Source organism: Streptomyces sp. NPDC001515, from assembly GCF_053597115.1.
Genome location: NZ_JBSFHN010000025.1, coordinates 91,839 through 116,634 on the forward strand (window position 1 = coordinate 91,839; position 24,796 = coordinate 116,634).

Annotated in this window: 24 protein-coding genes and 1 pseudogene; 8 read left to right on the top strand and 17 right to left on the bottom strand. The window is 72.7% G+C overall.

What is annotated here, in order from left to right; translation table 11 throughout:
- Positions 1 to 3: 3 nt before the first annotated feature.
- From ACWCXC_RS25350 to ACWCXC_RS25365, 4 genes are all read right to left on the bottom strand, one after another.
- Positions 4 to 3,504 (bottom strand): SAV_2336 N-terminal domain-related protein, encoded by a 3,501-nt coding sequence (locus ACWCXC_RS25350; RefSeq protein WP_450890615.1) that lies wholly within the window; start codon positions 3,502 to 3,504, stop codon positions 4 to 6.
- 208 nt (positions 3,505 to 3,712) lie between these two features.
- A complete protein-coding gene (locus ACWCXC_RS25355) occupies positions 3,713 to 4,744 on the bottom strand; it encodes an AAA family ATPase (RefSeq protein WP_450890616.1) in 1,032 nt (343 codons plus the stop codon).
- Positions 4,745 to 4,892: 148 nt separating this feature from the next.
- Positions 4,893 to 6,974 carry a VMAP-C domain-containing protein gene (locus ACWCXC_RS25360; RefSeq protein ID WP_450682763.1) on the bottom strand — a complete coding sequence of 694 codons (2,082 nt, stop codon included), beginning with the start codon at positions 6,972 to 6,974 and terminating at the stop codon, positions 4,893 to 4,895.
- Complete coding sequence (locus ACWCXC_RS25365; protein WP_450682762.1) at positions 6,971 to 7,627, bottom strand: CU044_2847 family protein; 657 nt, start codon at positions 7,625 to 7,627, stop codon at positions 6,971 to 6,973. The genes ACWCXC_RS25360 and ACWCXC_RS25365 overlap by 4 nt, the downstream gene beginning before the upstream one ends.
- A 228-nt stretch (positions 7,628 to 7,855) precedes the next feature.
- On the opposite strand from ACWCXC_RS25365, the gene ACWCXC_RS25370 reads away from it, so the two are divergent.
- Entirely contained in the window at positions 7,856 to 8,038 is a 183-nt protein-coding gene (locus ACWCXC_RS25370) for a DUF6104 family protein (RefSeq protein WP_005312030.1), read from the top strand.
- A 97-nt stretch (positions 8,039 to 8,135) separates the two neighbouring features.
- Here ACWCXC_RS25370 and ACWCXC_RS25375 read toward each other — a convergent pair whose 3' ends face one another.
- The gene (locus tag ACWCXC_RS25375; protein WP_450890617.1) at positions 8,136 to 9,005 is read right to left on the bottom strand and encodes a hypothetical protein; all 870 of its coding nucleotides are present in this window, start codon (positions 9,003 to 9,005) and stop codon (positions 8,136 to 8,138) included.
- A 173-nt stretch (positions 9,006 to 9,178) separates the two neighbouring features.
- Here ACWCXC_RS25375 and ACWCXC_RS25380 point away from each other — a divergent pair, with 173 nt between their 5' ends.
- Both ACWCXC_RS25380 and ACWCXC_RS25385 read left to right on the top strand, forming a co-directional pair.
- Entirely contained in the window at positions 9,179 to 10,036 is an 858-nt protein-coding gene (locus tag ACWCXC_RS25380; protein ID WP_450890618.1) for a DUF4097 family beta strand repeat-containing protein, read from the top strand.
- Position 10,037: 1 nt separating this feature from the next.
- On the top strand, positions 10,038 to 11,042 hold the full coding sequence (locus ACWCXC_RS25385) for a helix-turn-helix transcriptional regulator (protein WP_450890619.1): 1,005 nt from the start codon (positions 10,038 to 10,040) through the stop codon (positions 11,040 to 11,042).
- Positions 11,043 to 11,171: 129 nt separating this feature from the next.
- Here ACWCXC_RS25385 and ACWCXC_RS25390 read toward each other — a convergent pair whose 3' ends face one another.
- The 4 genes from ACWCXC_RS25390 to ACWCXC_RS25405 form a co-directional block, all read right to left on the bottom strand.
- Positions 11,172 to 11,747, bottom strand: coding sequence for a Clp protease N-terminal domain-containing protein (locus ACWCXC_RS25390; protein WP_450682758.1), 576 nt, complete (start codon positions 11,745 to 11,747; stop codon positions 11,172 to 11,174).
- Positions 11,747 to 11,956, bottom strand: coding sequence for a sigma factor-like helix-turn-helix DNA-binding protein (locus ACWCXC_RS25395; protein ID WP_266782775.1), 210 nt, complete (start codon positions 11,954 to 11,956; stop codon positions 11,747 to 11,749). Before ACWCXC_RS25395 ends, ACWCXC_RS25390 begins: the two co-directional genes overlap by 1 nt.
- A 31-nt stretch (positions 11,957 to 11,987) precedes the next feature.
- Complete coding sequence (locus ACWCXC_RS25400) at positions 11,988 to 12,959, bottom strand: zinc-binding dehydrogenase (protein ID WP_450890620.1); 972 nt, start codon at positions 12,957 to 12,959, stop codon at positions 11,988 to 11,990.
- 173 nt (positions 12,960 to 13,132) lie between these two features.
- Positions 13,133 to 14,344: an NAD(P)-dependent malic enzyme gene (locus ACWCXC_RS25405; protein WP_450682756.1), complete on the bottom strand. Its 1,212-nt coding sequence runs from the start codon at positions 14,342 to 14,344 to the stop codon at positions 13,133 to 13,135.
- 524 nt (positions 14,345 to 14,868) lie between these two features.
- Here ACWCXC_RS25405 and ACWCXC_RS25410 point away from each other — a divergent pair.
- The 3 genes from ACWCXC_RS25410 to ACWCXC_RS25420 are packed head-to-tail and all read left to right on the top strand — an operon-like array spanning position 14,869 to position 17,574.
- Positions 14,869 to 15,834 carry an ABC transporter substrate-binding protein gene (locus ACWCXC_RS25410; RefSeq protein ID WP_450682755.1) on the top strand — a complete coding sequence of 322 codons (966 nt, stop codon included), beginning with the start codon at positions 14,869 to 14,871 and terminating at the stop codon, positions 15,832 to 15,834.
- Between the two features lie 28 nt (positions 15,835 to 15,862).
- Entirely contained in the window at positions 15,863 to 16,816 is a 954-nt protein-coding gene (locus tag ACWCXC_RS25415; protein WP_450682754.1) for an amino acid ABC transporter permease, read from the top strand.
- Positions 16,813 to 17,574 (top strand): amino acid ABC transporter ATP-binding protein, encoded by a 762-nt coding sequence (locus tag ACWCXC_RS25420; protein WP_450682753.1) that lies wholly within the window; start codon positions 16,813 to 16,815, stop codon positions 17,572 to 17,574. The genes ACWCXC_RS25415 and ACWCXC_RS25420 overlap by 4 nt, the downstream gene beginning before the upstream one ends.
- Positions 17,575 to 17,638: 64 nt before the next feature.
- Here the strand turns inward: ACWCXC_RS25420 and ACWCXC_RS25425 are convergent, their stop codons facing one another.
- From ACWCXC_RS25425 to ACWCXC_RS25435, 3 genes are all read right to left on the bottom strand, one after another.
- Positions 17,639 to 18,409, bottom strand: a complete 771-nt coding sequence (locus ACWCXC_RS25425; RefSeq protein ID WP_450682752.1) for a hypothetical protein — start codon at positions 18,407 to 18,409, stop codon at positions 17,639 to 17,641.
- The gene (locus tag ACWCXC_RS25430; RefSeq protein WP_450682751.1) at positions 18,406 to 18,894 is read right to left on the bottom strand and encodes a SigE family RNA polymerase sigma factor; all 489 of its coding nucleotides are present in this window, start codon (positions 18,892 to 18,894) and stop codon (positions 18,406 to 18,408) included. The genes ACWCXC_RS25425 and ACWCXC_RS25430 overlap by 4 nt, the downstream gene beginning before the upstream one ends.
- Positions 18,895 to 19,110: 216 nt before the next feature.
- Positions 19,111 to 19,872, bottom strand: coding sequence for a class I SAM-dependent methyltransferase (locus ACWCXC_RS25435; protein WP_450682750.1), 762 nt, complete (start codon positions 19,870 to 19,872; stop codon positions 19,111 to 19,113).
- Between the two features lie 89 nt (positions 19,873 to 19,961).
- Between ACWCXC_RS25435 and ACWCXC_RS25440 the strand changes: the two genes are divergently transcribed.
- Positions 19,962 to 20,609, top strand: coding sequence for a CGNR zinc finger domain-containing protein (locus tag ACWCXC_RS25440; RefSeq protein ID WP_450890621.1), 648 nt, complete (start codon positions 19,962 to 19,964; stop codon positions 20,607 to 20,609).
- Here the strand turns inward: ACWCXC_RS25440 and sodX are convergent.
- Entirely contained in the window at positions 20,495 to 20,971 is a 477-nt protein-coding gene (sodX, locus tag ACWCXC_RS25445) for a nickel-type superoxide dismutase maturation protease (RefSeq protein WP_450890622.1), read from the bottom strand. The two genes, ACWCXC_RS25440 and sodX, sit on opposite strands and share 115 nt — an antisense overlap.
- A 182-nt stretch (positions 20,972 to 21,153) precedes the next feature.
- Here sodX and sodN point away from each other — a divergent pair, with 182 nt between their 5' ends.
- Positions 21,154 to 21,549, top strand: coding sequence for a superoxide dismutase, Ni (sodN, locus tag ACWCXC_RS25450; RefSeq protein WP_136330979.1), 396 nt, complete (start codon positions 21,154 to 21,156; stop codon positions 21,547 to 21,549).
- Positions 21,550 to 21,715: 166 nt separating this feature from the next.
- Here the strand turns inward: sodN and ACWCXC_RS25455 are convergent.
- From ACWCXC_RS25455 to ACWCXC_RS25470, 4 genes and pseudogenes are all read right to left on the bottom strand, one after another.
- Positions 21,716 to 22,240: pseudogene (locus ACWCXC_RS25455) on the bottom strand (HAD domain-containing protein); the annotation flags it as partial.
- Between the two features lie 15 nt (positions 22,241 to 22,255).
- The gene (locus tag ACWCXC_RS25460; protein WP_450890623.1) at positions 22,256 to 22,951 is read right to left on the bottom strand and encodes a class I SAM-dependent methyltransferase; all 696 of its coding nucleotides are present in this window, start codon (positions 22,949 to 22,951) and stop codon (positions 22,256 to 22,258) included.
- Positions 22,952 to 23,863 carry an aminoglycoside phosphotransferase family protein gene (locus ACWCXC_RS25465; protein WP_450890624.1) on the bottom strand — a complete coding sequence of 304 codons (912 nt, stop codon included), beginning with the start codon at positions 23,861 to 23,863 and terminating at the stop codon, positions 22,952 to 22,954. It lies immediately after the preceding gene.
- Positions 23,864 to 23,942: 79 nt separating this feature from the next.
- Complete coding sequence (locus tag ACWCXC_RS25470; RefSeq protein WP_450890625.1) at positions 23,943 to 24,692, bottom strand: hypothetical protein; 750 nt, start codon at positions 24,690 to 24,692, stop codon at positions 23,943 to 23,945.
- Positions 24,693 to 24,796: the final 104 nt, after the last annotated feature.

Consider the following 24,796-nt stretch of genomic DNA (forward strand, 5'->3'; position numbering starts at 1 on the left):
ACCTCACCGCTCCAGCTCGGTCAGCCGCTCCGCGGTGGACTGGCCGGCGGCACCGCCGTCGTCCGGCAGTTTGCGCCACTCCTGGCGGGCCGCCCGGTACGCGTCGCGCGCGGCGCGGGGGCGTCCCGCTCTTTCATAGGTCATACCCCGCCAGTGGTTGGCTGTAGCACTCAACTCGACGGCCTCTTGGCGGTGTTGTGGATGATCGAGCTCCGCTTCGGCTTCGGCGGCCGATTCGGCTGCGGCCCGGAACGCCTCGGCGGCATCGTCGCGGCGGGCCGGGCGGCCGAGGACGTCGGCGGCCTCCAGACTGGCCCTGCCCAGGTCGAGCCAGCACCGCGCGGCGGTCAGCGGGGCCGCGGCCTCCTGGGCGGCAAGGCGGAAGAGGTGCTCCGCCTCGCGGAGGTCGACCCGGTCGGCGGTGGCGTGGTGGCGGAGCATCAGCGCGCGGCCGAGCATGAGGAGCCGGTCCGACTGCTGGGGGTCGCCGGACGGGGTCTCGGAGCGGCAGTCCCGCAGGACGCGGACGGCGGCCCCCACGTGGGCGGTTCCAGCGGGCAGCCGGGCCCGGCGGAGCAGGACGGCACCCCATTCGGCGAGCAGCTCGGTGTGTGCCCGGGAGTCGCGCGGGGTGCCCCGGGCCGCCCGCGCGAACCAGTCGGCGGCGGTGTCGAGTGCCTCGGGGGCGCCGGTGTGCTCGTAGCGCGCGACGGCGACCCTGGCCGCCCTGGTCTGGAGCTGGGCCCGCCGGCGCTGGTCCCGTACCCCCTCCAGGGCCTGCCCCGTCAGGGCCGCGGCCTCCTCCGGTTCGTCGCCGGAGGCGAGGAGGGCGTCCACGAGGTCCAGGACGATGCGGCCGTTGGTGTTCGCGGTGTGGCCGGTGCCCTGGGTGAAGGCGGTGCGCAGGGAGCGGGCCGCCTGGCGGGCGTACTGGCGGGACTGTTCCGGGTCGTCGGTGACTCCGGAGAGTTTCAGCAGGGTGCGGCCGTGCTGGAGGGGCAGGGCGGCCGGGCGGTTCTCCTGGTCGGGCCAGGAGTCGGCGAAGGCCTCCAGCATGCCGCAGGCGCTCTGGAGGAGGGCGCTGTCGCCGTCGAGCCGCCACTGCGCCTCCAGCGCGCGTACCCGTTCGAGGGTGAGGCGCAGGGCCTCGGCGGGGGCCAGGCCGGGGGCGGCGCAGGCGGCGGTGTACTCGCGTTCGGCGCGGCGGAGGAGGTCCAGGGCGCCCCGGCGGTCGCCGTGGCGCCGCCGGTCGTCGGCCGCGGCGTGCAGGACCTGGGCGAGCACCGCGCGTTCGCGGACCGCGCCGGGGTGCGCGACGGCGCGTTCGGCCGCGCGTCCGGCCTCGCTCAGCAGGTCGGCGCCGCCGCGCACCTCCCAGAGCCGCAGGGCGCAGCGCGCGTACTCGGCCCAGACCTCGGGGCCGGCGGGCCGGGGCCCGTTCTCGGCCGCGCCGCGCAGCAGTTGTACGGCGTCCATGAGGCGCTGCACCGATCGGTCGGCGTCGAACTGCCGCACCAGGGACCGGGCCTGCTCCACGGCGGGGCTGGTGCCGGCCGCCGCGTCCGGGACCGGGGTGTCGCGGGGCACGAAGCTCGGGGGCATCGGCATGAAGCGCTCCAGGACCCGGGCCGCGACCTCGGCGAAGGCGTGGGGGACGTCGAGGCCGTCCCCCGTACCGCCCCAGCCGCTCCCGGCGCCCGGCCGGCCGGGCGCGCCGGTCCGGGCCCCGGCCTCGTCGCCGTACTCCGTCTCGTCCCGGTCCTCCGGATCCTCCAGTTCGTCCCGGTCCGCTCGGTCCTCTCGGTCCTCCTGTTCGTCCCGGTCCTCCCTGTGCGTGTTCAGGGCGGGGTTCTCGCCGGGCCAGGCGGTGCCGGGGGCGGTGGTCCGTGCCCTGCCGCGCCGGGTGCCCTCGCCCAGCTGGGCCAGGGCCAGGGCGGGGAAGTTGGGGCCGCCCTTGCCGAACCGCTGCTCGATGTACTGCGAGCAGTGCTTGAGGACGAGCAGGGCCTCGTCGCGGCCGAGCGGGCCGAGCAGCGCGTCCCGGACGCCGGGCTCGAACGCGTACCACTGGCCGCGTCCGCCGCCCCCGTCCGCGCGGGTCAGCAATCCGCTGAGCAGCACCTCGGCCAGTTCGGAGGGCCCGGAATGGGGCAGCATCGTGCGCTGGACGAGCTGCATCACCGGAAGGTAGAGGGGCGCCGCGGCCAGATAGACGGCGAGCTGTCCGGCCGCCGGTGAGGCCACCGAGCGGAAGCGGCTGACGAGTTGCAGCGAGGAGAGCGTGCCGCCCGAGCGCTGCGCGGCGGCGGCCGGCTGGTCGGCCCGGACCCAGCCGACTGCTCCGGCGATCCGGCCCCCTGCCCCCGACAGCAGCCGGGCCCAGGCGGCCAGCGCCTCCGGTACGGGCGGCAGCACGGGTACGGGCAGGGCACCCGGGTGCACGGCCGGGCCGGTGCCGGCGTCCTCGGTGACCTTGAGGAGGGCCGCCCCGGAGGGGCCGTCGCCGCGCGCGAGGGAGCCGAAGGTGACGGGCAGCCTGGTGCGGTTCCACATCCGCTGGGGCAGCGGCTGGAGTACGGCGACCGGGGCCTGCCGGGCCAGTTGGTGCAGCAGCCGGTGGGCCCGGCCGCTGTGCCAGAGCGGTCCGGCGCAGTCACTGATCAGGACGGTGACGCGCCGCCCGGTCGGGTCGCTCAGCCGGTCGGCGGAGTGCAGCGGGGCGGCGGCCGGGTCGGAGCTGCGGCTGACGGCGCAGCCGCCGTCCGGGCCCTGGTGGAGATAGCGCGCCTGCACATCCCGGAATGCGCCCAACTGGGCGAAGATCCTCTGGAGTTCACCGAACAGCCGGTCCCAGACCAGCATCGAGGTGGAGGCGTCCATGACGCACTGGAGGATGGCGTCCGCCCGGCGCACGCCCCGGAACACCGGCATCACGGTCCCGCCGGCCCGTGCGCTGCGCTCGGCGGTCGCCGTCTCGTCCAGGACGCGGCGCAGCGGCGCCGACGCGGGGCGGTAGCGCTGCAACGGGCGTAAGGCGCGGGTCAGTTCGATGGGCGCGGGCAGCACGGGGGCGGCGGGCACCCCGAAGGTGAGCACGGTCCCGGGGCCGGGATACCGGGTGCCCCGGTCTGCTGCGGACCCGGGATCCCGGGTGCCCCGGCCTGCGAGCGCACCGTCGCCGTCCCCCGGGCCCGGGCCGGAGCGGCCGGGCAGCGGGTACAGCGCGACCCTGCCGTCGCCCCGGGGGCGGGGCGGGTCCTCCACGTGGTCCTCGTCGGCTCCGGGGTCCGGGGCGGTCCCTCCGGACCCCGGGGCGTCGCCGCCGGGCCGGTCCGGCGCGGTGCGCTCCGGCGGCGCTCCGCTCCCGCCCGCGCTCCCGTCGCCCTCCGTGTCCTCGGCGCGGTCCGCGGGTTCCGCTTCCGCGCCACGGGTCCAGCGCGCCAGCCAGAGCGCGTCGCAGAGCTGCTCGACGTCGGGGTCGAGCCCGGCGCCGCGCAGCCGCACGACCAGCGCCGTCAGCGCGTCCTCGGCGGCCGGAGCCGCGGCACCCGCCCCGGACGCCGCACCGACCCCCGGCCCAGCACCCGCCCCCGGCCCGGCACCAGCCCCCGACTCCGCACCGCTCCCCGGCCCGGCACCCGCTGCGGCAGGCGCATCCGCCCCAGGGGCCGATGCCTCACCTCTCACCTCGCCCGCCCCGTCCATCTGGTCGTCACCTCGGCCGGTCGAGTCGCTGGATGAGCAGGTCCGCGAGGCGGTCGCGGCCGGTGGGGGCGGCGGTCTGGGTGAGGTAGATGGCGTTGAGGAGCTGGTCCGTGGCGAGGAGTTCGCTGCGCGAGCGCTCCAGGAAGTGCGTGATCAGGTCCTCGCTGGAGCGGGCCGCCTCCTCGCCCAGATGCGCCTTGACGAAGGCCGCCAGCCGTTTGTGGTCGGGGCGCCCCAGCTCCAGGTGGACGCAGCGACGCATCAGGGGCGCGGGGAAGTCGCGCTCGCCGTTGCTGGTGAGCACCACGAAGGGGAAGGCCCTGCACTGGACCCGGCCGCCCTTGATCCGCACCTTGTTGCCGTCGTGGTCCAGCACGACGGCCTCGCCGTCGGGCAGGCGGTCCGCGATCCGTTCCAGCTCGGGGATGGCGAACTCGCCCTCCTCCAGGACGTTCAGCAGATCGTTGGGGAGGTCGATGTCGCTCTTGTCGAGTTCGTCGATGAGCAGCACCCGGGGCCGGTCCGAGGGCAGCAGTGCGGTGCCGAGCGGGCCGAGGCGGATGTAACTGCCCACGCTCTGGGCCGAGTCGGCGGCCTCCCCGCCGTCCGCCGCGGCGTGCGAGGCGATCTGCACGTCCTGGAGCCGGGCGATGGCGTCGTAGTGGTAGAGCCCGTCCTGAAGGGTGGTGCGGCTGACGACGGGCCAGCGCAGCACCTTGCCGAACTCCAGCTCCCGGGCCACGGAATGGGCCAGGGTGCTCTTCCCCGCCCCGGGGTCCCCGGTGACGAGCAGCGGGCGCCGCAGATAAAGCGCCGCGTTGATCATTTCCAGTTCCTCGGCGCCCGGCCGGTGCTCCTCGGCGACGCGCCCGGGAATGCCCAGGCGGCGGTCGGCCGACTCGTCCCAGCCGCTCTCGCCGGGCCCGCCCTCCCGTGCCCCGGCGAAATCGCGCCAGGGCGGTGGCGGGGGCAACTGCGGGACGTCGTCGTGGGGTTCGCCGATGCCCCGGTAGATGAGCCACTCGCTGGATTCACTCATACCGTGTTCCTCGATGTCACTCGTCCGCCACGGACGGCGGCCGTCGCGCCCGCCGCCGCCTCACCGTAGCGATCCGGCACAGTCCCGTTAAGGGGCCGGCCGGCGCGGCCCCGGGGATCGGGTCGGAGCGGTCCCCCGACGGCGCCGTTCACGGCGCCGCCAGGAACGGGTCGTCGGCTCCGGGCGGTTCGTGGGGCGCGTCGCGGACGTAGAGGGCGACGCCGTCGGACCAGTACGTCTCCGAGCGCCCGGCGCTCACCCCGCGCCGCAGTTCGTGGACCGCCCACGGCAGCCGGTCGCGGGTCCCCGCCTCCGACACCGTCCGGCCCACGCCCCGGTGGAAGGCGCGGCACACGCGATCGGCCTCGGCGGGGCGCCGCTGGATCAGCGCCGCCCCGAACCCCGCGTCGATCAGCCGCACCACACCGGCCGCGGCCTCGGCGTCCGGCCGTGATCCGTAACGGCACAGGACGGGCACGGTGGCGGGCGGCAGGGTGCGCAGCCCGGCCACCTCCGGTACGCGTACCCGCACATCGTCCTCGCAGTCGACCACCTCGGCCTGGATGCCGGGGTCAAAGGCGCCGTGCCGGCCGCCGGGCCCCTCCTCGTCGGGGCCGACGCCGTCCGGTCCGCGGTAGGAGCTGCTCAGCACGACGGGGCGTACGGCTCCGAGCGAGGGCCCCTCCGGGGACAGCGTCCAGCCGTCGACCGGCAGCCCGAACTGGCCCGGTGCGACGACGGCGTAGAGCACGGCCGGGCTGCCCGGTTCGTCGCAGCGGCGGAACGCCTCGGTCAGCGCGGCGGCGAGCCGGTCGGGCACGGTGTCGAGCGGCACGCCCCGGCTGTCCTCGTCGATGGGCTGCGCCTCGCCGGTGGGTCGGCCGACGGAGACCCGCCAGTCGTACTGCCCGCGCGCCCACCCCTGCTGGTCGATCTGGAGGACGACCCCGTCGCGGTCCCCGTAGCCGACCGGTGGGGGCGCCGGGGGCGGGGCGGCCTGCTGGCGGTTCTGCTCCAGGCCCAGCCGGATGTCCGCCCACTCCTGGTCGAGCCGGCGGCGCAGGTCGCGGGGCAGTTCGACGTCGGCGATCGTCTTGGCCCAGCCCCACAGCGCCTTGGCGTTGCGCACCGAGAGCCGGCCGTGGGGCCGGTCGGCGGCGAGGACGCCCAGGCAGTAGCGGACGATCAGTTCGAACCCGGCGGTACGGTCGCGGGCCTCGGTGTCGTAGAGGACGCCCAGACCGTCGCGCCAGCCGCGCGGGGCGGGGCGGTGGTCGTGGGAGTAGACGCCCGGCAGCCCGTCGAGGAGGGTGAGCAGGGAGCGGGTGCTGGGCGGCGGGGTGAGGTCGGCGAGCCGGCCGAGCAGGTCGGCGCGGCGCTTGGGGCCGAGGACCCCGCCGGGCGGGACGGGCAGTTCGCTCTGCACGTCGGCCCAGGTGCGCTCGGCGCCGGCGCTGTTGTGGCGGTCGGCGTGGTAGCGGTCGTGGGCGTGGAAGACGGCCTGGTAGACGTCGTCGGTCTCCGCCTCCACGGGTGTGGACGGCACTGTCAGGGTCCGCAGCCGTTCGATGCCGACGGCGATGCCGCCCTGCTGCCGGTCGAGCTGTGATTTGACGACCCCGACCACCTCGCCGCGTGCGAAGTCGACCACGGGCCCGCCCGACATGCCCGGTACCAGCCAGTCCTCGTCCAGCCGGACGAGCTGGTCGACGTCGTCGGCGGCCCCGTACGCGCCGCGCACCCGGTACGCGCCGCTGAGCAGCTTCAGTTCGCCGCCGGGCGCGTCGGCCCAGCCGACGCAGCGGATGTCGCTGCCCCAGAGCAGTCCCCCGGAGCGTTCGGTGACATAGACGCAGGAGTGCTCCACCGGGCGGGTGAGCTGGACGAGCGCCAGATCGGGGGCGGGCCAGCCGGTGGCCCCGGGCGGCCGGGCGCCGGGCAGGGCGACGACGACGCGGCCGGGGACCTCGGCACGGTCCCCGCCGTACCGGTCGCTCCGGAACACCACGTTCACCGTGCCCCCCTCCCCGCGCGTCGCCACGTGCGCGCACGTGAGAATCCAGCTCGGAGCGATGAAGAAGCCGCTCCCCAGGAAGTCCCCCGGCCCTTCAGGGGCATACCCGGGCGGGGGCCGGTGAATTCGTACGGTGGCCTCCTGGACGAGGGCCATGAGCGCACGCTCGTAGCGCCGCCGGTCCTCCTCTGCGCCCCAGCCGCCGTCCGAGGTCATGCCCCGCCGCCGCCGGTGCCGTCCGCGCCGTCCGGGTGGGCCGGTGCGCCGGGGTCTGCCCCGGCGTGCGGCACCACCCCGGACGCGCCGGCGGACGGTTCGGACACCGGGGGCGCGGAGGGGGCGTGTGCGGGCGGGGGCGGCGGCGCGGGCGACCCGGCGGGGACCGGTGCGGGCGGTCCGGCAGGGGCTGGCGCGGGCGGTCCGGCGGGGGCCGGTGCGGGGGCCTGGGCCGGGAGATGCGCGGGCGGGGCGGGCGGGACCGGCGGGTCGATCGGCGGTCCGCCGCCGTTCCAGGTCAGTGTCACCTTGATCGCGCCCTTGGCCTCGCCGTCCGCGAGGAGTCCGACGACCTTGCCGGACTTGGCGGTCAGCTCGATGCCGAACTCGACGCTGACCTCGTCCGGCCGGACGGCCCGCAGCGGCACGGCGAGCGAACGCGCGACGCTCGTCACCACGGAGTGCAGGCTCTCGACCCGGGCCTGCACCCCGGCCTGCACCCGGTCGGCGACGTCACCGGCGAACCCGGTGTCGGTGAACGTCAGACCGCCCGGCTCGGGCCCGTCCAACTCCTCGGCGCCGGAGACGCGCGCCCAGACCGGTGTGCCGTCGGGCATCTCGATGCGTGTGATGCGGGACCCGTTGTCCGCCATGAACCCCCCGTTCCCCAACTCCCCGCAGATTAACGGCCGCAGAGGACCGGCGCGAGAGACATGGACCATGACGCGAGGGGGCGGCGGGTCGGTTCTCGACCCGCCGCGCAGAGCTCCGCGACCGCGTCCGGAGGGCCGCCGGAGGACGTGCGGACAGCGATCGGGGAGCGATCGGAGGACGTTCCGACGGCGTTCGGAGGGCGTTCGGCAGGCCCTTAAACTGTGGGTATGTACTTCACCGACCGCGGTATCGAGGAGCTGGAGAAGCGGCGTGGCGAGGAAGAAGTCACGTTCGAGTGGCTCGCCGAGCAGCTGCGTACGTTCGTCGACCTGAACCCCGACTTCGAGGTTCCTGTCGAGCGGCTGGCCACGTGGCTGGCTCGGCTGGACGACGAGGACGACGAGGAGTAGGACCGGGCCGGAGCGGGAGCAGAGCGGCCGGACCGAGTCAGGGGCCCCGGTCTCAGACCGTGCCCTCCTGCCGTACGCCTGGTGCGTCCCGTACGTCTCACACGCCCCGCACGCCCTCCGGGCCGTCGTCCCTGATCCGGTCGTACGCCAGTCCCAGCGCGCCGTGCGCCATCAGCAGGGTTCCGGCGACGATCCAGCCGCCGCTGCGCCGGGACGCGCCCCACAGCGCCAGGGGCAGTCCCGCCACGAGCTGGGCGCCCGCCAGTGCGCGGGCGCGGGGGCCGCGCATCCAGGCGCCGACGCGGCTGGACTCCACCACGTCGAGTTCGGCCAGGACCGCGTCGCGCCAGCCGGTCCAGGCGATCCGCTCGGTGTGCGGCCAGGCGTCCGCGCCCGCCGCCAGCCGGTGCGAGGGCTCGCCCGGGTCGAGTCCCGGCGGAAGCTCCAGCCCGATGCGGGTGAGGACGGCGAGCAGTCCGCGCAGCCTGGCCCGCCCGTCGGCCTCCGGGTCCGGCCGGGTCAGCGCCTCCAGAACCTGGACGTCCAGGACGGGGTCGAGACCGAGCCGTTCGGCGAACGTCCGCATCGCCTCGTCCTCGCCGGCCGGGGTCCCGTCCGCGAGCCAGACGTAGCCGACCGGGCGACGGAACCCCGCGGCCAGCGTGTATCCGGCCCGGTCGGCGTCCCACCACAGGGCGAGGACCGGCCAGGTGGAGCCGACCGCGAGGGCCGTGGCCCAGCCGCCGAGCACCCGGTCGACGGGCTCCACGACCTCGCCCGGCTCCGAAGGAACGCCGCCGTCGTCCCCGCCGCCACGCCAGGGGCGCCCCTCGGGCACCAGCACGCTCCAGCCGTGTCCGGCGGGCGCAAGCAGCATCCGGTCGCGGAGCAGTCGGGCGACCGGCCGCACGGTCTCCGGTTCGGCCCGGCACAGCAGCAGTGCACCCACGGGTGAGGTCGCGTCCATGCCCCACACCGTAGGCCAGTTTCACCCTTCATGACCTCTTTTGATCGCATAGAGGAGCCCTAGGGGCCCTTCCGTCCCTCCCTTCACGCCTTGACTTCCCCAATCCGCGATATATCGTGTTCTTCAAGAGACGCGATATGTTGCGTCGCCGCGCTCCCCGGGAGGTCAGAACCATGCCTGTGTCGACGTGGGCCGTCGCCGAGCCGCGCAAGCTCGCCTTCGAGGGACCCGTGACCGCGCTGAACGTGCGCATCGTCAACGGCACGGTCAATGTCGTCGGCACCGACGAACCGACCGCCCGGCTGGAGGTCTCCGGCATCGAGGGACCACCACTCGTGGTCACCCAGGAGGACGGCGTCCTGACGGTCGCGTACGAGGACCTGGCCTGGCACGGCCTCCTCAAGTGGCTGGAACGCAAGGGCTGGACCCGCCGCGCCGAGGTCTCGCTCGCCGTCCCGGCCGGTTCGCGGGTGGAGGTCGGCGTGGTCGGGGCCGGGGCGTTCGTCTCCGGGGTGCGGGGCCGCACCGACGTCCGCGGCGTGACCGGCGACACCACGCTCGTCGGGCTCGCCGGGCCGGTCGGCGCGGAGACCGTCTCCGGCAATGTGGAGGCCCAGCGCGTCACCGGGGAGCTGCGCTTCCAGTCCGTCTCCGGGGACCTGACCGTCGTCGAGGGCGCGGGCGCCGCGGTGAAGGCCGAAACGGTCAGCGGCGACATGGTGCTCGACCTGGACCCCACGGGCCGTCCGGCCGACATCCGGCTGACCACGGTCTCCGGCGAGATCGCCATCCGGCTCCCCCATCCGGCCGACGCGAGGGTCGAGGCCAACACGGCCAGCGGCTCCGTCTCCAACGGCTTCGAGGACCTGCGGGTCAGCGGCCAGTGGGGGGCGAAGAAGATCACGGGCACCCTCGGCTCCGGCACGGGCACACTGAAGGCGACGACGGTCTCGGGATCGATCGCCCTGCTGCGCCGCCCGCCCGCCGAGGACGGTCCGCACGACACCGAGCCGACCGGAAAGGTGCTCTGACATGCCGCCCGTATTCGCCCACGGCCGCCTCCGCCTCTATCTGCTGAAGCTGCTCGACGAGGCCCCGCGCCACGGCTACGAGGTGATCCGCCTCCTGGAGGAGCGGTTCCAGGGCCTGTACGCGCCCTCGGCGGGCACGGTCTACCCCCGGCTGGCCAAGCTGGAGGCCGAGGGCCTGGTCACCCACGCCACCGAGGGCGGCCGCAAGGTGTACTCGATCACCGACGCGGGCCGCGCCGAACTGGCCGGGCGCACCGGTGAGCTGGCCGATCTGGAGCTGGAGATCAGGGAGTCGGTCTCGGAGCTGGCCGCCGAGATCCGCGACGACGTGCGGGGCGCGGCCGGTCAGCTGCGCAGCGAGATGCGCGCGGCGGCCGACGAGTCCCGGCACTCCGGCCCCTCCCGTCCCGGCCGCAAGGCCGGGTCCTCCTCCCCGTTCGGCGACCTCGGCGACTTCGCCGATCTGGGCGACAAGGAGGCCTGGCGCACGGCGAAGGAGGAACTGCGCAAGGCGAAGCAGGAGTGGAAGGAGCAGGCCCGCCGGGCGAAGGACGAGTCCCGGCGCGCCCGCGAGGAGGCCCAGCGGGCCCGCCGCCAGGCCAAGGAGGCCCAGGACCGGGCACGCGAGCAGATGCAGAACGCCGCCCGCCAGGTCCAGGAGCACTTCGCCCGGGGCGACTGGCCGGCCGGCGTACGGGAGGGGCTGGCCGAGATCACCGGCCAGCTGGGCGGCTTCGCCCGTACCGGCACCTGGGCCCCGTACATCAAGCCGGACGCCGCCGGCACGGACCCCGAGTGGGGCAAGGACACCGGCGGCACGGGCGATCCGGCCCGTGATCTGGACCGGCTGCTCGACCGCTTCCGTGACGACATCCGGGACGCGGCCAGGGACCGGGGGGTGACGGAGGACCAGCTCGCGGAGGCCCGCCGCCATCTGTCCACGGCGGCGGCGCACATCGGAGCGCTGCTGCGCGGAGACGGCGACAGCGACAGCGACGGAAAGTAGGGACGGGAAGCAGGGCGGGCGTTGGGGGCGGGACCCCGATGCAGGGGCTCCGAAGTCGGGATTCCGATGCAAGGGCTCCGGTGGCGGGCCCCGGTGGCGGGACGCCTGCCGCCGGGGCCCCGCCCCCGTTCAGCCCGCCCGGCGTTCCTGGCCCGCGCCGCCCTCGCCGTACAGGGCGCGTTCGACCGTCGCGTACGTCGCGCCGTGGTCGGCGAGGACGTCGGCGACCACGCCGGGCGTGGCGGTAAGGGCGAGCAGCAGGTGCTCCTCGCCGATGAAGCGGTCGCCGCGGCCGAGCGCGATCCGCAGCGCCCTCTCCAGGATCTTCTTGGCCGGCCGGCTGAAGCGCGGGGTGCCGGTGCGGCCGCGCCGGGGCCGGCGGCCGTCCCACAGGGCCCCTTCGCCGTGCGCCTCCTCGATCCGGGAGACGATCGCGGTCAGATCGATGCCGATGTCCGCGAGGGCGTCGGCGTCGGCCCGGCTCATGCCGCCGCGTCTGCGCGCCTCGAACAGCGCGGTCTCGACGGCGGCCCGGTGGTCCACCAGGCCCAGGGCCCCGAGGGCGAACGAGGCCCGCCCCTCCGCCGTGTCGTACACGGCGAGGAGCAGGTGTTCCTCGGTGACCCGGTCGGCGCCGGCCCGTCCGGCCAGGGTCACGGCGCCCGTCACGGTGGCGCGGGCGCCCTTGGTGAATCGCTCGAACATCAATGCCTCCCGTACTTCTTGTGCACGGCCTGCCGGCTGACGCCCAGTTCGGCCGCGATCTCCTGCCACGACCAGCCCTGCACCCGGGCGCTTCTGACCTGTACGGCTTCGAGCTGCTCCAGCAGCCGCCGCAGCGCGGCGACCGACCGCAGCCCCACCCGGGGGTCGCGGTCGCCGGCGCGCTCGGCGAGATCCGTTGCTTCCGTCATGCTGTCAACGTACGTTGACAGCGGGAAGGTGTCAACCCTGGTTGACGGTGAGCACGATCTTCCCGAACTGGTCCCCCGAGGCCATCCGTTCGAAGCCCTCGCGGGCCCGGTCGAGGGGCAGCACCTCGTCGATCACGGGCCGTACCCCGGTGGCGGCACAGAAGGAGAGCAGATCCTCCAGTTCGTCCCGGGACCCCATGGTCGAGCCGACGACCTTCAGCTCCAGGAAGAAGATGCGGGTCAGCTCGGCGTGCGCGGGGCGGTCGCCGCTGGTGGCCCCGGAGATGACCAGGGTGCCGCCGGGGCGCAGCGACTTGACGGAGTGCGACCAGGTGGCGGCGCCGACGGTCTCGATGACGGCGTCCACCCGGTGGGGCAGCCGCGCGCCGGGTTCGTACGCCTCGACGGCCCCCAGCTCGACGGCCCGCCGGCGCTTGGCCTCGTCGCGGCTGGTGGCGTACACCCGGAGCCCGGCGGCCCGGCCGAGCACGATCGCGGCGGTCGCGACCCCGCCGCCGGCGCCCTGCACCAGCACGGAGTCGCCGGGCCGCACCCCGGCGTTGGTGAAGAGCATGCGGTACGCGGTGAGCCAGGCGGTGGGCAGGCAGGCGGCCTGCTCGAAGGTCAGCTCCTTCGGCTTGGGCAGTGCGTTCCAGCTGGGGACGGTGACCTGCTCGGCGAAGGTGCCCTGGTAGCGCTCGGTGAGGATCGAGCGGGGCTCGTCGGGACCGACCCCGTGCCCGGTCTGGCCGATGACGGAGTGCAGGACGACCTCGTTGCCGTCCTGGTCGACGCCCGCGGCGTCGCAGCCGAGGATCATCGGCAGCTTGTCCTCGGCGAGGCCGACGCCGCGCAGGGACCAGAGATCGTGGTGGTTGAGGGAGGCGGCCCGGACGTTGACGGTGGTCCACCCGGAACGCGCCTGGGGAGCCGGGCGTTCGCCCAGCTCAAGGCCGTTGAGGGGGTGGTCGCGGTCGATGCGGGATGCGTAGGCGGCGAACATGGGGCCGACGATAGGGGCCGCGCTACTCCCGCGTAACCGGCTGCGGCTGTGACACGCGCCGCCCCGCACCAACGGCAGGGACCGGCGGGGCCGGAGAGACACCGGCCCCGCGCCAACGGCAGGGGCCGGTGTCCCCGGAGAGACACCGGCCCCGCGCGTTCACCCGACCGGACTCAGCGCCGGGCCACGCCCTCCGCGCGGGCGGCGGCGGCCACGGCGGCCGTGACCGCGGGGGCGACGCGCTCGTCGAACGGCGACGGGATCACGTAGTCGGCGGCCAGCTCGTCGCCGACCACGTCGGCCAGCGCGTTCGCCGCGGCGATCTTCATGCCCTCGGTGATCCGCGAGGCCCGCACCTGGAGCGCGCCGGCGAAGATGCCGGGGAACGCCAGGACATTGTTGATCTGGTTGGGGTAGTCGGACCGCCCGGTCGCCACGACGGCCGCGTACTTGTGCGCGATGTCGGGGTGGACCTCGGGGTTCGGGTTCGCCATGGCGAAGACGAAGGCCCCGGGGGCCATCGAGGCGACGGCCGCCTCCGGGACCGTACCGCCGGAGACGCCGATGAAGACGTCGGCGCCCGCCAGCGCCACCTCCAGCGAGCCCGAGAGCCCGGCCCGGTTGGTGAGTTCGGCCAGCTCGCGCTTGACGTCGGTCAGGTCCTCGCGGTCCCGGCTGACGATGCCCTTGCGGTCGGCGACGGCGACATCGCCGATCCCGGCCTCCAGCAGGAACTTGGCGATGGCCGCGCCCGCGGCGCCCGCGCCGGAGATGACGCCGCGCAGATCGCCGAGGCCGCGCCCGGAGAGCTTCGCCGCGTTGCGCAGGGCCGCGAGGGTGACCACGGCGGTGCCGTGCTGGTCGTCGTGGAAGACCGGGATGTCGAGCCGCTCCTGGAGCCGGCGCTCGATCTCGAAGCAGCGCGGCGCCGAGATGTCCTCCAGGTTGACACCCCCGAAGGACGGGGCGAGCCGGACGACGGTCTCCACGATCTCGTCCGTGTCGGTGGTCGCGAGCGCGATCGGCACCGCGTCCACCCCGCCGAACTGCTTGAACAGGATGGCCTTGCCCTCCATCACGGGGAGGGAGGCCTCGGGTCCGATGTCGCCGAGCCCCAGCACCGCGGTGCCGTCCGTGACGACCGCGACGACCTGGGACTTCCAGGTGTAGTCGTGCACGAGCTCGGGATTCTCGGCGATGGCGCTGCACACCTTCGCCACGCCCGGTGTGTAGGCGAGGGACAGGTCGTCCCTGTCCCGGATCGGGACGGTGGCCCGCACGGCCATCTTCCCGCCCCGGTGGAGCGCGAAGGCCGGATCGAACGGCTCGTCCGTGGCGCTCTCCGTACTGCTGTCGCTGCGAGGATTGACGATCTCCGCTGCCATGGTGTTGACCCCTTAAGTCTTCATCGTTTGAGGGTGGCCACTCCTGGTTGAGGAGGGGTGGGCGGGCACCGCGTACATGCCCTGCGCCGGGCGATTTGGCCCGCCCCGGCAGGGGAAAACGACGTACGCGCGGGCGCGCCGCACACGCGCCCTGAGCCCCGGATGAGGGGTGTAAACGTCCTTCTTACCGGACAGGGGGCACCGCAGACGAGTCCGTATGCCCACGGTGACGCGTCTCATAGGGGGACATACGCGCCCGTCGGCACACCGAGACGAAATCCGCCCGGAACGGGTCCGAGGCGGAGGATCTTCCGGCAGGAAGAAGCGATTCCAGGGAAAGGTCCGGCCTGTGTGTGCCGGCCCACTGGCTACGGGGGTGTCCCGTTACCCGATTTTGACATGCTGCGCCCCCTGTTCGGGCTAGTCCGAATGGCAAGATGCCGTAATCACACAAGGCGGCGACTCCCGACGCTGTGTGTCAACCGCCTGGCAACACCCCCCTCACCTGCCGGAGGAGCCCCATCATGACCGCACGCACCATCCGTCGATCCGCTAAGTCCCGGCTTGCCGCGGTCGGCGCCATCGCGGTCGCCGGCACCGTGCTGCTGACCGCCTGCGGCGACCAGACGAAGAACGACACGAGCGACGCCGCCTCGGCCTCGGCCCAGTCGGGCGACGGCGGGTCCTCCCCCGCCGACCTGCTTCCGGCGGACATCAAGTCCAAGGGCGTCATCAAGGTCGGTTCGGACATCGCGTACCCGCCGGTCGAATTCAAGGACAAGTCCGGCAAGACCGTGGGCATCGACCCCGACCTCGCCGCCGCGCTCGGCAAGGAGCTGGGCGTGGAGTTCCAGTTCGAGAACGGCACCTTCGACACCCTGATCACCGGTCTGCGCGCCAAGCGCTACGACCTGGCGATGTCGGCCATGACCGACACCAAGGACCGTCAGAACGGTATCGACCCCGAGACGAAGAAGAAGGTCGGCGAGGGCGTCGACTTCATCGACTACTTCACCGCTGGCGTCTCCATCTACACCAAGAAGGGCGACGACCAGGGGATCAAGAGCTGGGCCGACCTGTGCGGCAAGAAGATCGCCGTCCAGCGCAACACGGTCTCCAACGACCTGGCCAAGGCCGAGTCCAAGAAGTGCGCAGGCGGCAAGAAGATCGCCATCGAGTCCTACGACACGGACCTGGAGGCCCAGACCCGGCTGCGCTCGGGCGGTGCCGACGCCGGCTCCTCCGACTTCCCGGTCGCCGCGTACGCGGTGAAGACCTCGGGCGGCGGCAAGGACTTCCAGCTCGTCGGCGAGCAGGTCGAGGCCGCCCCGTACGGCATCGCCGTCGCCAAGGGCAACGACCAGCTGACCAAGGCCATCAAGGCGGCCATGGACGCCATCATCAAGAACGGCGAGTACGAGAAGATCATCGCCAAGTGGGGCGTGGAGGCCGGTGCCGTCACCGAGGCCAAGGTGAACGGCGGATCCTGACCGGATCCGGCGCTGAAAGGCATCAGCCGTGACTGACATCAAGAAGACGGGCCCCGACGACGGGCCGGCCGCACCCCTCGCCGCCGCGACGGCCGCCCCGGAGGCCATCCGGGCGATCCCGGTCCGGCACTACGGCCGGTACGTCGCTGCGGTCGTCGCCATCGCCGCACTCGCCTCGATCGTCTACGCCTTCAGCCAGGGCAAGATCAACTGGGGTGCCGTCCCGGACTACTTCTTCGACGACCGCATCATCGACGGCGTCGGCCAGACGCTGCTGCTGACCGCGCTGTCGATGGTGATCGGCGTGGTGGGCGGTGTGCTGCTCGCCGTGATGCGCCTGTCGAAGAACCCGGTGACCTCGTCGATCGCGTGGTTCTACATCTGGTTCTTCCGGGGCACCCCGGTCCTCGTCCAGCTCTTCGTCTGGTTCAACCTGGGTCTGGTCTTCGAGTACATCAACCTCGGGCCGATCTACAAGGACTACTGGTCGAGCTTCATGACGCCGCTGCTGACGGCGCTGCTCGGACTCGGCCTCAACGAGGCCGCGTACATGGCGGAGATCTGCCGGGCCGGTCTGCTCTCGGTCGACGAGGGCCAGACGGAGGCCTCGCACGCGCTGGGCATGAGCCACAGCAAGACGCTGCGCCGGGTGATCATCCCGCAGGCGATGCGCGTGATCGTGCCGCCGACGGGCAACGAGGTCATCAACATGCTCAAGACGACCTCGCTGGTGGCGGCCGTCCAGTTCTACGAACTCTTCAAGAACGCCCAGGACATCGGGCAGAGTTCCGGGTCCCCGGTGGAGATGTACTTCCTCGCCGCCGCCTGGTACCTGATCATGACCTCCGTGCTCAGCATCGGCCAGTACTACCTGGAGCGGTACTACGCGCGTGGATCGAGCCGCAGCCTGCCGCCCACACCGCTCCAGAAGCTCAGGGCCAACGTGCTGTCGCTGGGCCGCCCGAAGGGAGGCATGGCATGACCGCCATGGTGAAGGCCGAGGGCGTCCACAAGTCCTTCGGCGCCGCGCATATCCTCAAGGGCATCGACCTGGAGGTCGCCCCGCGCGAGGTCTTCTGTCTGATCGGCCCGTCCGGTTCCGGCAAGTCGACGTTCCTGCGGTGCATCAACCACCTGGAGCAGATCAGCGCCGGCCGGCTGTACGTGGACGGCGAACTGGTGGGCTACCGCCAGAAGGGCGACAAGCTCTACGAGCTGAAGGACAGCGAGGTCGCCCTGAAGCGCCGGGACATCGGCATGGTCTTCCAGCGCTTCAACCTGTTCCCCCACATGACGGCGCTGGAGAACGTCATGGAGGCGCCGGTCCAGGTCAAGCGGGAGTCCAAGGCGGTCGCCCGCGCCCGCGCGGAACGCCTGCTGGACCGCGTCGGGCTGTCCGACAAGGCGAGGAACTACCCCTCGCAGCTCTCCGGCGGTCAGCAGCAGCGCGTGGCCATCGCCCGCGCGCTGGCCATGGAGCCGAAGCTGATGCTCTTCGACGAGCCGACGTCGGCGCTCGACCCGGAGCTGGTCGGCGATGTCCTGGACGTGATGCGCGGACTGGCCGAGGACGGGATGACGATGATCGTCGTCACGCATGAGATGGGCTTCGCCCGGGAGGTGGGCGACGCGCTGGTCTTCATGGACGACGGTGTGGTGGTCGAATCGGGCCACCCGCGCGATGTCCTGACCAACCCGCAGCACGACCGGACGAAGTCGTTCCTGTCGAAGGTGCTGTAGGACGCACACGACGAGGGCGGTACGGACCGGTTCCGTACCGCCCTCGTCGTGTCCCGGCGGCCGGCTACTTCTTCGCGACCAGCTCCGGCCGGAGCACGAGGGCCCGCAGCTGCTCGCGGGTGAGCGGCGGCGTCTTCAGGAGCGGTCCCTGCGAACGGTCGGACTCGAAACCGGTGCTGTCGCGCACGGCCAGCTCGGATCCGTCCTTCAGCGTGAGGCGGGCCACCAGTTCGGGCCCCCACTGCAGGGTGCCGGCGCCGTACTCCATGGCGTCGCTCCAGAGGGTGAGCACCCGGCCGTCCGGCAGCGCCTCACGGACGCAGTCGGTGGGCGCGGGCTCGCCGTTGCCCGGGTGGCACAGGTCGGCCTCGGGCGGGAAGCCACCGCGCTTCTTCTCCAGGAACTTCGCCGACTGGAGGCTGATGGTCAGATAGCCGACGCCGCCGTCGCGGCGCACGGCGTACTGCCCGTCCAGCGGTCCGTAGTACTTCTCCTTGGCCTGGGCGGGGGTCGCGTTCTTGATGATCTGCGCCAGCGACACCTGCTGAATCGCCCCGGTCTCCTTCGGCAGCAGCGCGGCCAGCCGCTCGGCCCGGCCGCCGTCGGCCGTGACCGGGGCGGCCACGGACGCGGTCTGCGGGCTGTTCTCCGGTCCGGCGGTGAGGCCGGGCAGGACGAACGCCCCCGCCGCGACCGCGCAGACCGCGGCGGCCGACACCGCGGCCCGGCGACGCCGACGGACCCGTGCGGCCCTCGCGTACACCACCTCGGTGCTGATCACCGGGTGCCCCGCGTCCTCCGCGGCCCGCCCCAGCAGTTCCCGTACGTCGCTCATACCAGTTCCTCCGCCATCTCGGCGCGCAGCGCCGCCAACCCCCGAGCCGTGTGGCTCTTGACCGTGTTCTCCCGCATCCCGAGCACCGCGGCGGTGGCCTCGACGCTCAGGTCCTCCCAGTAGCGCAGCACCAGTACGGCCCGCTGCCTGGGCGTGAGACGGGCGAGCGCCGCCCGTACCGCGAGGCCGGTGTCCGTGTCGGGTGCCTGGGCCGCCCGGTCGGGCAGTTCGCCGTACGAGTGCTCGCGCCGCCAGAACCGGCGGCGGGCCGCGATGAAGGTGTTGACCAACGTCTTGCGCGCGTACGCCTCGATGTTGTCGAGCCGTCCGTGCCGCCGTCCGCCGAGCACCACCTTGACCAGCGTGGCCTGGACCAGGTCCTCGGCCTCGTGCCGGTCGCCGCAGAGCAGATACGCGCTGCGGAAGAGTGCGGTGCGTCGGCTCTCGACGAAGGCGTGCAGCGCGGCGTCGTCATCGCTCCGCATCGTCAGCGCCCCTCTCCTGGTCCGCGGGCGCGGACCGTCTCACCCTTCCAGTGCGGCGGGTGGGCGCCGGGGTTGCAGGGGCTTCCGGAAATGTTGGCGGGGCGGCACGGACCGTCGTCCGCACCGCCCCGGGCCATGGTTCTCCCCCGCCCCGCCGCACCGCAAGAACCGGGAGGCCGGAAGGTGCGCGGCAGGGCCGCCGGAGGGTGGGGCCGGCTACTTCACCGCGAGGACCAGGCTGTCGGAGGGCGAGGACCAGACGGCGCGGGCCTCGGCGAAGCCGGAGGCGCGCAGGGTGTCCGCGTGCCAGGTCACGGAGGGCATGTCACCGTCGGCGTGCTCGCCGTAGATGACGAAACGTTCGGCGGTCGGTCCGGCGAGGACCGGGTCCTTGGCGGCCAGGGCCCACCATTCGGCCCAGTCGACCGCCCCGGCGGCCTTGGCCCGGTCCATGCCGGCGTGCCGGTGGGCGCGCTCGGCGGCGTTGATCCGGGGCGTGCTCGTGTCGATCATGTGGTCGGCGTTCATGAAGACGCCGCCGTCGCGGACGAGGCCGCCGATCTGCCCGTAGAGCGCGGCGAGCGGTTCGCTGTGCAGCCAGTGCAGGGCGGTGGCGGTGAGGACGGCGTCGTACGAGTCGTACGGGAGCTTCGCCGTCCAGTCGGGGTCCTTGAGGTCGGCGGTGACGAAGGTGACCCGCTCGTCCCCGGCGAAGGATCCGCGGGCGATGGCGAGCAGGGCCGGGTCCAGGTCGACGCCGGTGCTGGTGGCCTCCGGGAACCGGCGGAGCAGCCGGTCCGTAATACTTCCCGTACCGCAGGCGAGGTCGAGCACCCGCGGGGCGGGTCCGGTGAAGGCCTCGACCATGTCGAGCATCACCCGGAAGCGCTCCTCACGGTCGGGCATGTACCACTCCTGCTGGCGGTCCCAGCTCGTCTGCCAGGCCCGCCAGTCGGTGCCCGTCGCTGTCCCGGTCATCCGATCCTCCCGATGTAATACCCTGTAATGGCGACAGACCATTACTTCGCCACCACAGCGACTCTAGACCGACGGCGTAAGGACTACAAGTGGAACTGGCCTATTACTCGGACTACGCCGTGCGCCTGGTCAACACCGAGGAGCCGGCCCGTGGCAAGGACACGCTCACCTCGGTCGAGGCGGTCCGCGAACTGTTCGGCGCCAACCAGCAGGCGGCGCGGCGCGCGACGGACGCGGACGTGACGCGTTTCCGGTCGGTACGGGCGCGGCTGCGGACGGTCTTCGAGGCGGCCGACGCCGGCGACGAGACCCTGGCGGTCGACCTGCTGAACTCGCTGCTGCTGGAGTTCCCGGTGAGCCCGCAGATCTCCGGGCACGACCACCGGGACTCGGACGGGAAGCCGGACTGGCACATGCATCTGGCCGACCACCCGTCCAACGCCACCTCGGGCTACGCGGCGATCGCGGCGATGGGGCTCGCCTTCCATCTGACGTCGTACGGCGCGGACCGGCTCGGCCTGTGCGAGGCGTCACCGTGCCGCAACGCCTACCTCGACACCTCGACCAACCGCTCGCGCCGCTACTGCTCGGACCGCTGCGCGACCCGCGCCAACGTGGCGGCCTACCGGGCCCGCAAACGCCTGGAGACCGAACGCGCCGCCGCCCCCGGCCGCGCCGACGAGACCGGCCGCAGCGCGGACACGGCCCAGCCGACGGCGCCGAGCACCGAACGCTGATCCTTCGTCAGCGGCCGGTACCGCGCCAGGACCCTGGCCAGCACCAGCTCCTCCGGGACCACCCCGTAGTCCGTACTGTCCCCGCCCGCGAACGAGTTGTCCCCCAGCACCCACCACCCGCCGGCCCGTCGCTCCGCGGCCCGCTTCACCACCAGCAGGTCCTGCTGGAACGGATGGCGCAGAATCACCACGTCCCCCACCCGCACCCGCGCCCCGTAGCGCACGAGCAGCCAGTCCCCGTGATGGAGCGTGGGCACCATCGAGGGCCCCGTCACCTCCACCACCTGGAACCGCGACCGCGCCCCGGCCCCCCGTCCGTGCCGCTCCCCGGCCGGCTCCGGCACCTCCGGCACCTCCCGCATCTCTCCCGCACCTCCCCGGTCCGTCCCGTACACCGTCTCCCCCACAGGGTTACGTACATTCGGCCACTGGTCTCATCCTCACCCTGGACTTTTGGCCTAAGCCCATGGGGGCACCCACGTTTTCGCGTCTCTCACGGAGTAATGTCCCACCTGAGAAGACGATCACGAGGAAGGACAGCTCCATGCTTTCCCGCCTGTTTGCCCCCAAGGTGAAGGTCAGCGCCCACTGCGACCTCCCCTGCGGCGTGTACGACCCGGCCCAGGCCCGCATCGAGGCGGAGTCCGTCAAGGCCGTCCAGGAGAAGTACCAGGCCAACGAGGACCCGCACTTCCGGGCCCGCGCGGTGGTCATCAAGGAGCAGCGCGCCGAGCTGGCGAAGCACCACGTCTCCGTGCTGTGGAGCGACTACTTCAAGCCCCCGCACTTCGAGAAGTACCCCCAGCTCCACCAGCTGGTCAACGACACCCTCAAGGCTCTCTCGGCCGCCAAGGGCTCGACCGACCCGGCGACGGGCCAGAAGGCCCTGGACCTGATCGCGGAGATCGACAAGATCTTCTGGGAGACCAAGAAGGCTTGATCTTCCCGCCGTTCGGCCACCGGCTGGACCGCAGGTCAAAGCACGAACGCGAGAGGCCCGACCGCAGCGAGCGGTCGGGCCTCTCCGCACTTTCAAGATCATTTGGGAGATGTTCGGGAGACGCGCGTACGGGCGCGGTCGGGGGCTCGGACGGGCTCGGCCGAGAAAGCTCCGAGGCCCAGGCAGTCACCTCGGACAGATGCTCAGGGCGGAGCCCAGCGTGCGAGTCAGGTTGAACGAGGAGGGTCGGAACTCCCCCGACGGTGCGCTCCGCCGCCCAGGCGTGGTCGAGGCGGGTGAAGTCGTCGTCGATCCATACAGCGGGTGCGTCGCCGAGCCAGGCATCGGCGTAGTCGCGCTTCCAGAGGTAGCCACGGGGATGGCTGGTGATGATCTGGGGGTGCGGCAGGTCGAGGTGAGGAAAGCAAGGCAACCCGAGGAGAGGACCGATGATCGTGGTGGCGTCCTTGCGCCAGCTCGTGCACCACACGGGGGTGACGAGCCCGCCGGTGACGAGATCGCTCAGCATGCGGCCCTGGCTCGGATCGAGCCAGATGGGCACGGGGTCGTCGGGGTGTCGGCCGGTGGGCAGGACGGTGTGGCGGACGTGGGTGGGCGGGGTGCTGCCGTCGGCGGCCGGGAACGGTATGAGGACGCCGTCGATGTCCAGGAGCAGGTAGGGCGGGGTCATCGGTGCCTCCTTCGGTCAGCGTTTGCGGGCGGTGATCAGGAGGGTGGTGGGCCACGGGTCACGGCGCGGGTGCCGCAGCTCCACCGCCGAGGTGATACGCAAACCCGTCCGCAAGAGGTGGGCTCCCCACCGGTGGGCGTCGAATTCCCATCGAACGAGTGGCAGTGGGGTGCGGTCGGGCATGGTGACGTAGTCCTCGCGCGGACGGTCGTCCGTGCATGGATGTCTTCCGGCCCGTGCCGGGTGAGGGACAGAAAACGCCAGGACGCCGCCTGGTTCCAGGCGGCGTGAAATGGCGGCGAGGAGGAGTTCGGGGGCGACGAGGCCGACGGCGCCGAAGACGGAGTAGATCGCGTCGAAGGTCTGGCTGGTGGCTTGCAGGTGGTGCAGTGCGTGGCCGGCGGCGAAGGTGGTGCCGTCGATGTGGCCGTAGTGGGAGCGGGCGCGGCGTATCTGGAGGCCGACCAGGTCCACGCCGGTGGCGCGGGCTTGGTGGTGTTCCGCGAGGTGGGCCACGTTGTGGCCGGGGCCACAGCCCAGCTCCAGGACACGTTTGCCGGACAGGTGCCGTCCCAAGATCTCTGCGCCGGGGCCGAGGCCGGCGTGGGTGCTCCATTCCATCCGGGCCGGTGCGGTGAGGACGTGTGCGGGGGCAGCGGCTGTGCGCTGGGCTGCGTGGGCGTACCAGGGGGATGAGACCTGGGCGAGCACCTAAACCTCCAGGAGTTGGATCACGTCATTGAGGTGGCGGCGGACGACAGGGATGTACGCGGGGTCCTTGGCCGGGTCGTTGATCCAGCGGATGGCCTGCTCCATGAACCACTCCACGGCCCACATGCGATGCCAGCCCAAGGCCCACGCCTCGGCGGTCAGGCCGCCCCGGGCAGCCAGGGCGTCCTCGTGCCCGCCCGCGGTGACGTACTGCTCCAGGATTACCCGCATGCGGAAGGGGCTCGGTACGTCGGTGGTGCCGTGGTACGAGGCGAGGTCGATCAGGCCGGGCCCGGTGAAGGCGCGTGCGAAGTCGAGGAGGTGCCAGCCGTGTTCTCCGATGTGGACGCTCGTGGGGTGGAACTCGGAGTGGACCCAGCCGAACGGGTCCAGCGTCGCCCCCTGGACACGGGTCTCGGCTGCGGCGAAGATCTTCCCCAGCGCGGTCTCGATGTCGTCGCAGTCCGTCCATCGGGCGGCTTTCCGCAGCCGCTGGAGGTGATCGAGGGCTCGGCCGGGCAGGGCCGCGAGACCCGCCCCGTCGAGGAGGGGCAGACCACCCGCAGGGCGGGCGGCATGGAGCATGACGGCGGCGGCGACACCGTCGAGGTCGTCTGCGTTCCGTACGGGAGTGCCGAGGTCGTCCATGAGCATCCCGAGCCACTTGTCCTGCATGGCGGTGGCGTGGAGAGCAGGGACCGGGAGCCCGCGCTGGTGGGCCAGCCGCAGGGCCTGGGCCTCGCGGTCGAAGGGCTCCTTGGCGTACTTGAAAACAGCCGTGGTGCCGTCGGGGAAGGTGACGCGCTCGACGCCGGACATGCCCCAGACACGAATCTCGACACGGTGGGGGAGGGGCTTGCCGACGAGGGTGCACAGGTCGTTCAGCAGGGTGGCGGACACGCTCTGGTTCATGGGGGTCTCCAGGGGACTGGTGGGCTCCGGGGCGGGCGCGCGCGAGCCGGCCCGCCCCGGAGCCGTACTGGGGGCGGGGTTACTCGGCTGCGGTCACGCGGTGGGCGTAGACCTGCTCGATCCAGCCCGCCTTGAACTCGGCCGGGTCGTCACGGAAGTCGGCCATCGAGGCACCGTAGGGCGCGACGACGCCGCCGGACTGGTCCGGCACGGACTGGCACCCGTGCACGAGCCGGCCGCCGAGCGCGGCGTGGGCCTTGATGGACTCGATCCGGCGGTGCTCGTTGAACCAGCCGCCGTGGTAGACCTCGTCGAGCATCCCGCCCGTCTCATCGTCCAGGTCGAAGACGACGGAGGTGGCGGCGGGGAAGAACCAGCACGGGCCGACATTGGAGATGTGCCCGTCCAGCTCGACCTTGTTGAGCGCCATGAACGTGGCCGCCTCACGGAGCATCCGCAGGTGGTCGGCGGTGATCTGCGGCAGGTCGAGGCCGGCCAGGTGCTCCTCGCGGAAGAGGTAGGAGTACACCTTGTACGCGGTGGCCAGGACGCGGGCCGCGTCGGACGTGGACTCGCCGTGGTTCTTGATGAAGTCGAGCGCGAGCTGCTCGACCGCGCTCTCGGTGGTCTCGTCCACGTCGAGGAGCTGGGCCTTCACCAAGTCCCAGTCGGCGACGAGCCAGGTGCTGGACTCGAAGCGGAAGAAGTACTCGGCCGGGTCGATGGTGATGCGCCGGCCGACCATCTGGATGCCGGGCAGGCGGTTCCAGCGCGGGTCGAAGGCGTCGGGCAGCTCGACCGTGATGGTCGCGGTGTCGATGGTGGTCACCGTGTCTCCGTCTCTGATCGTCCGGGCCGGGGCACAGGAATGCCCGAGCCCGTTGGGGCGTACGGAACTTGAGGGCCGCCCGGCCCGCGATGCCGTGAGTGGGG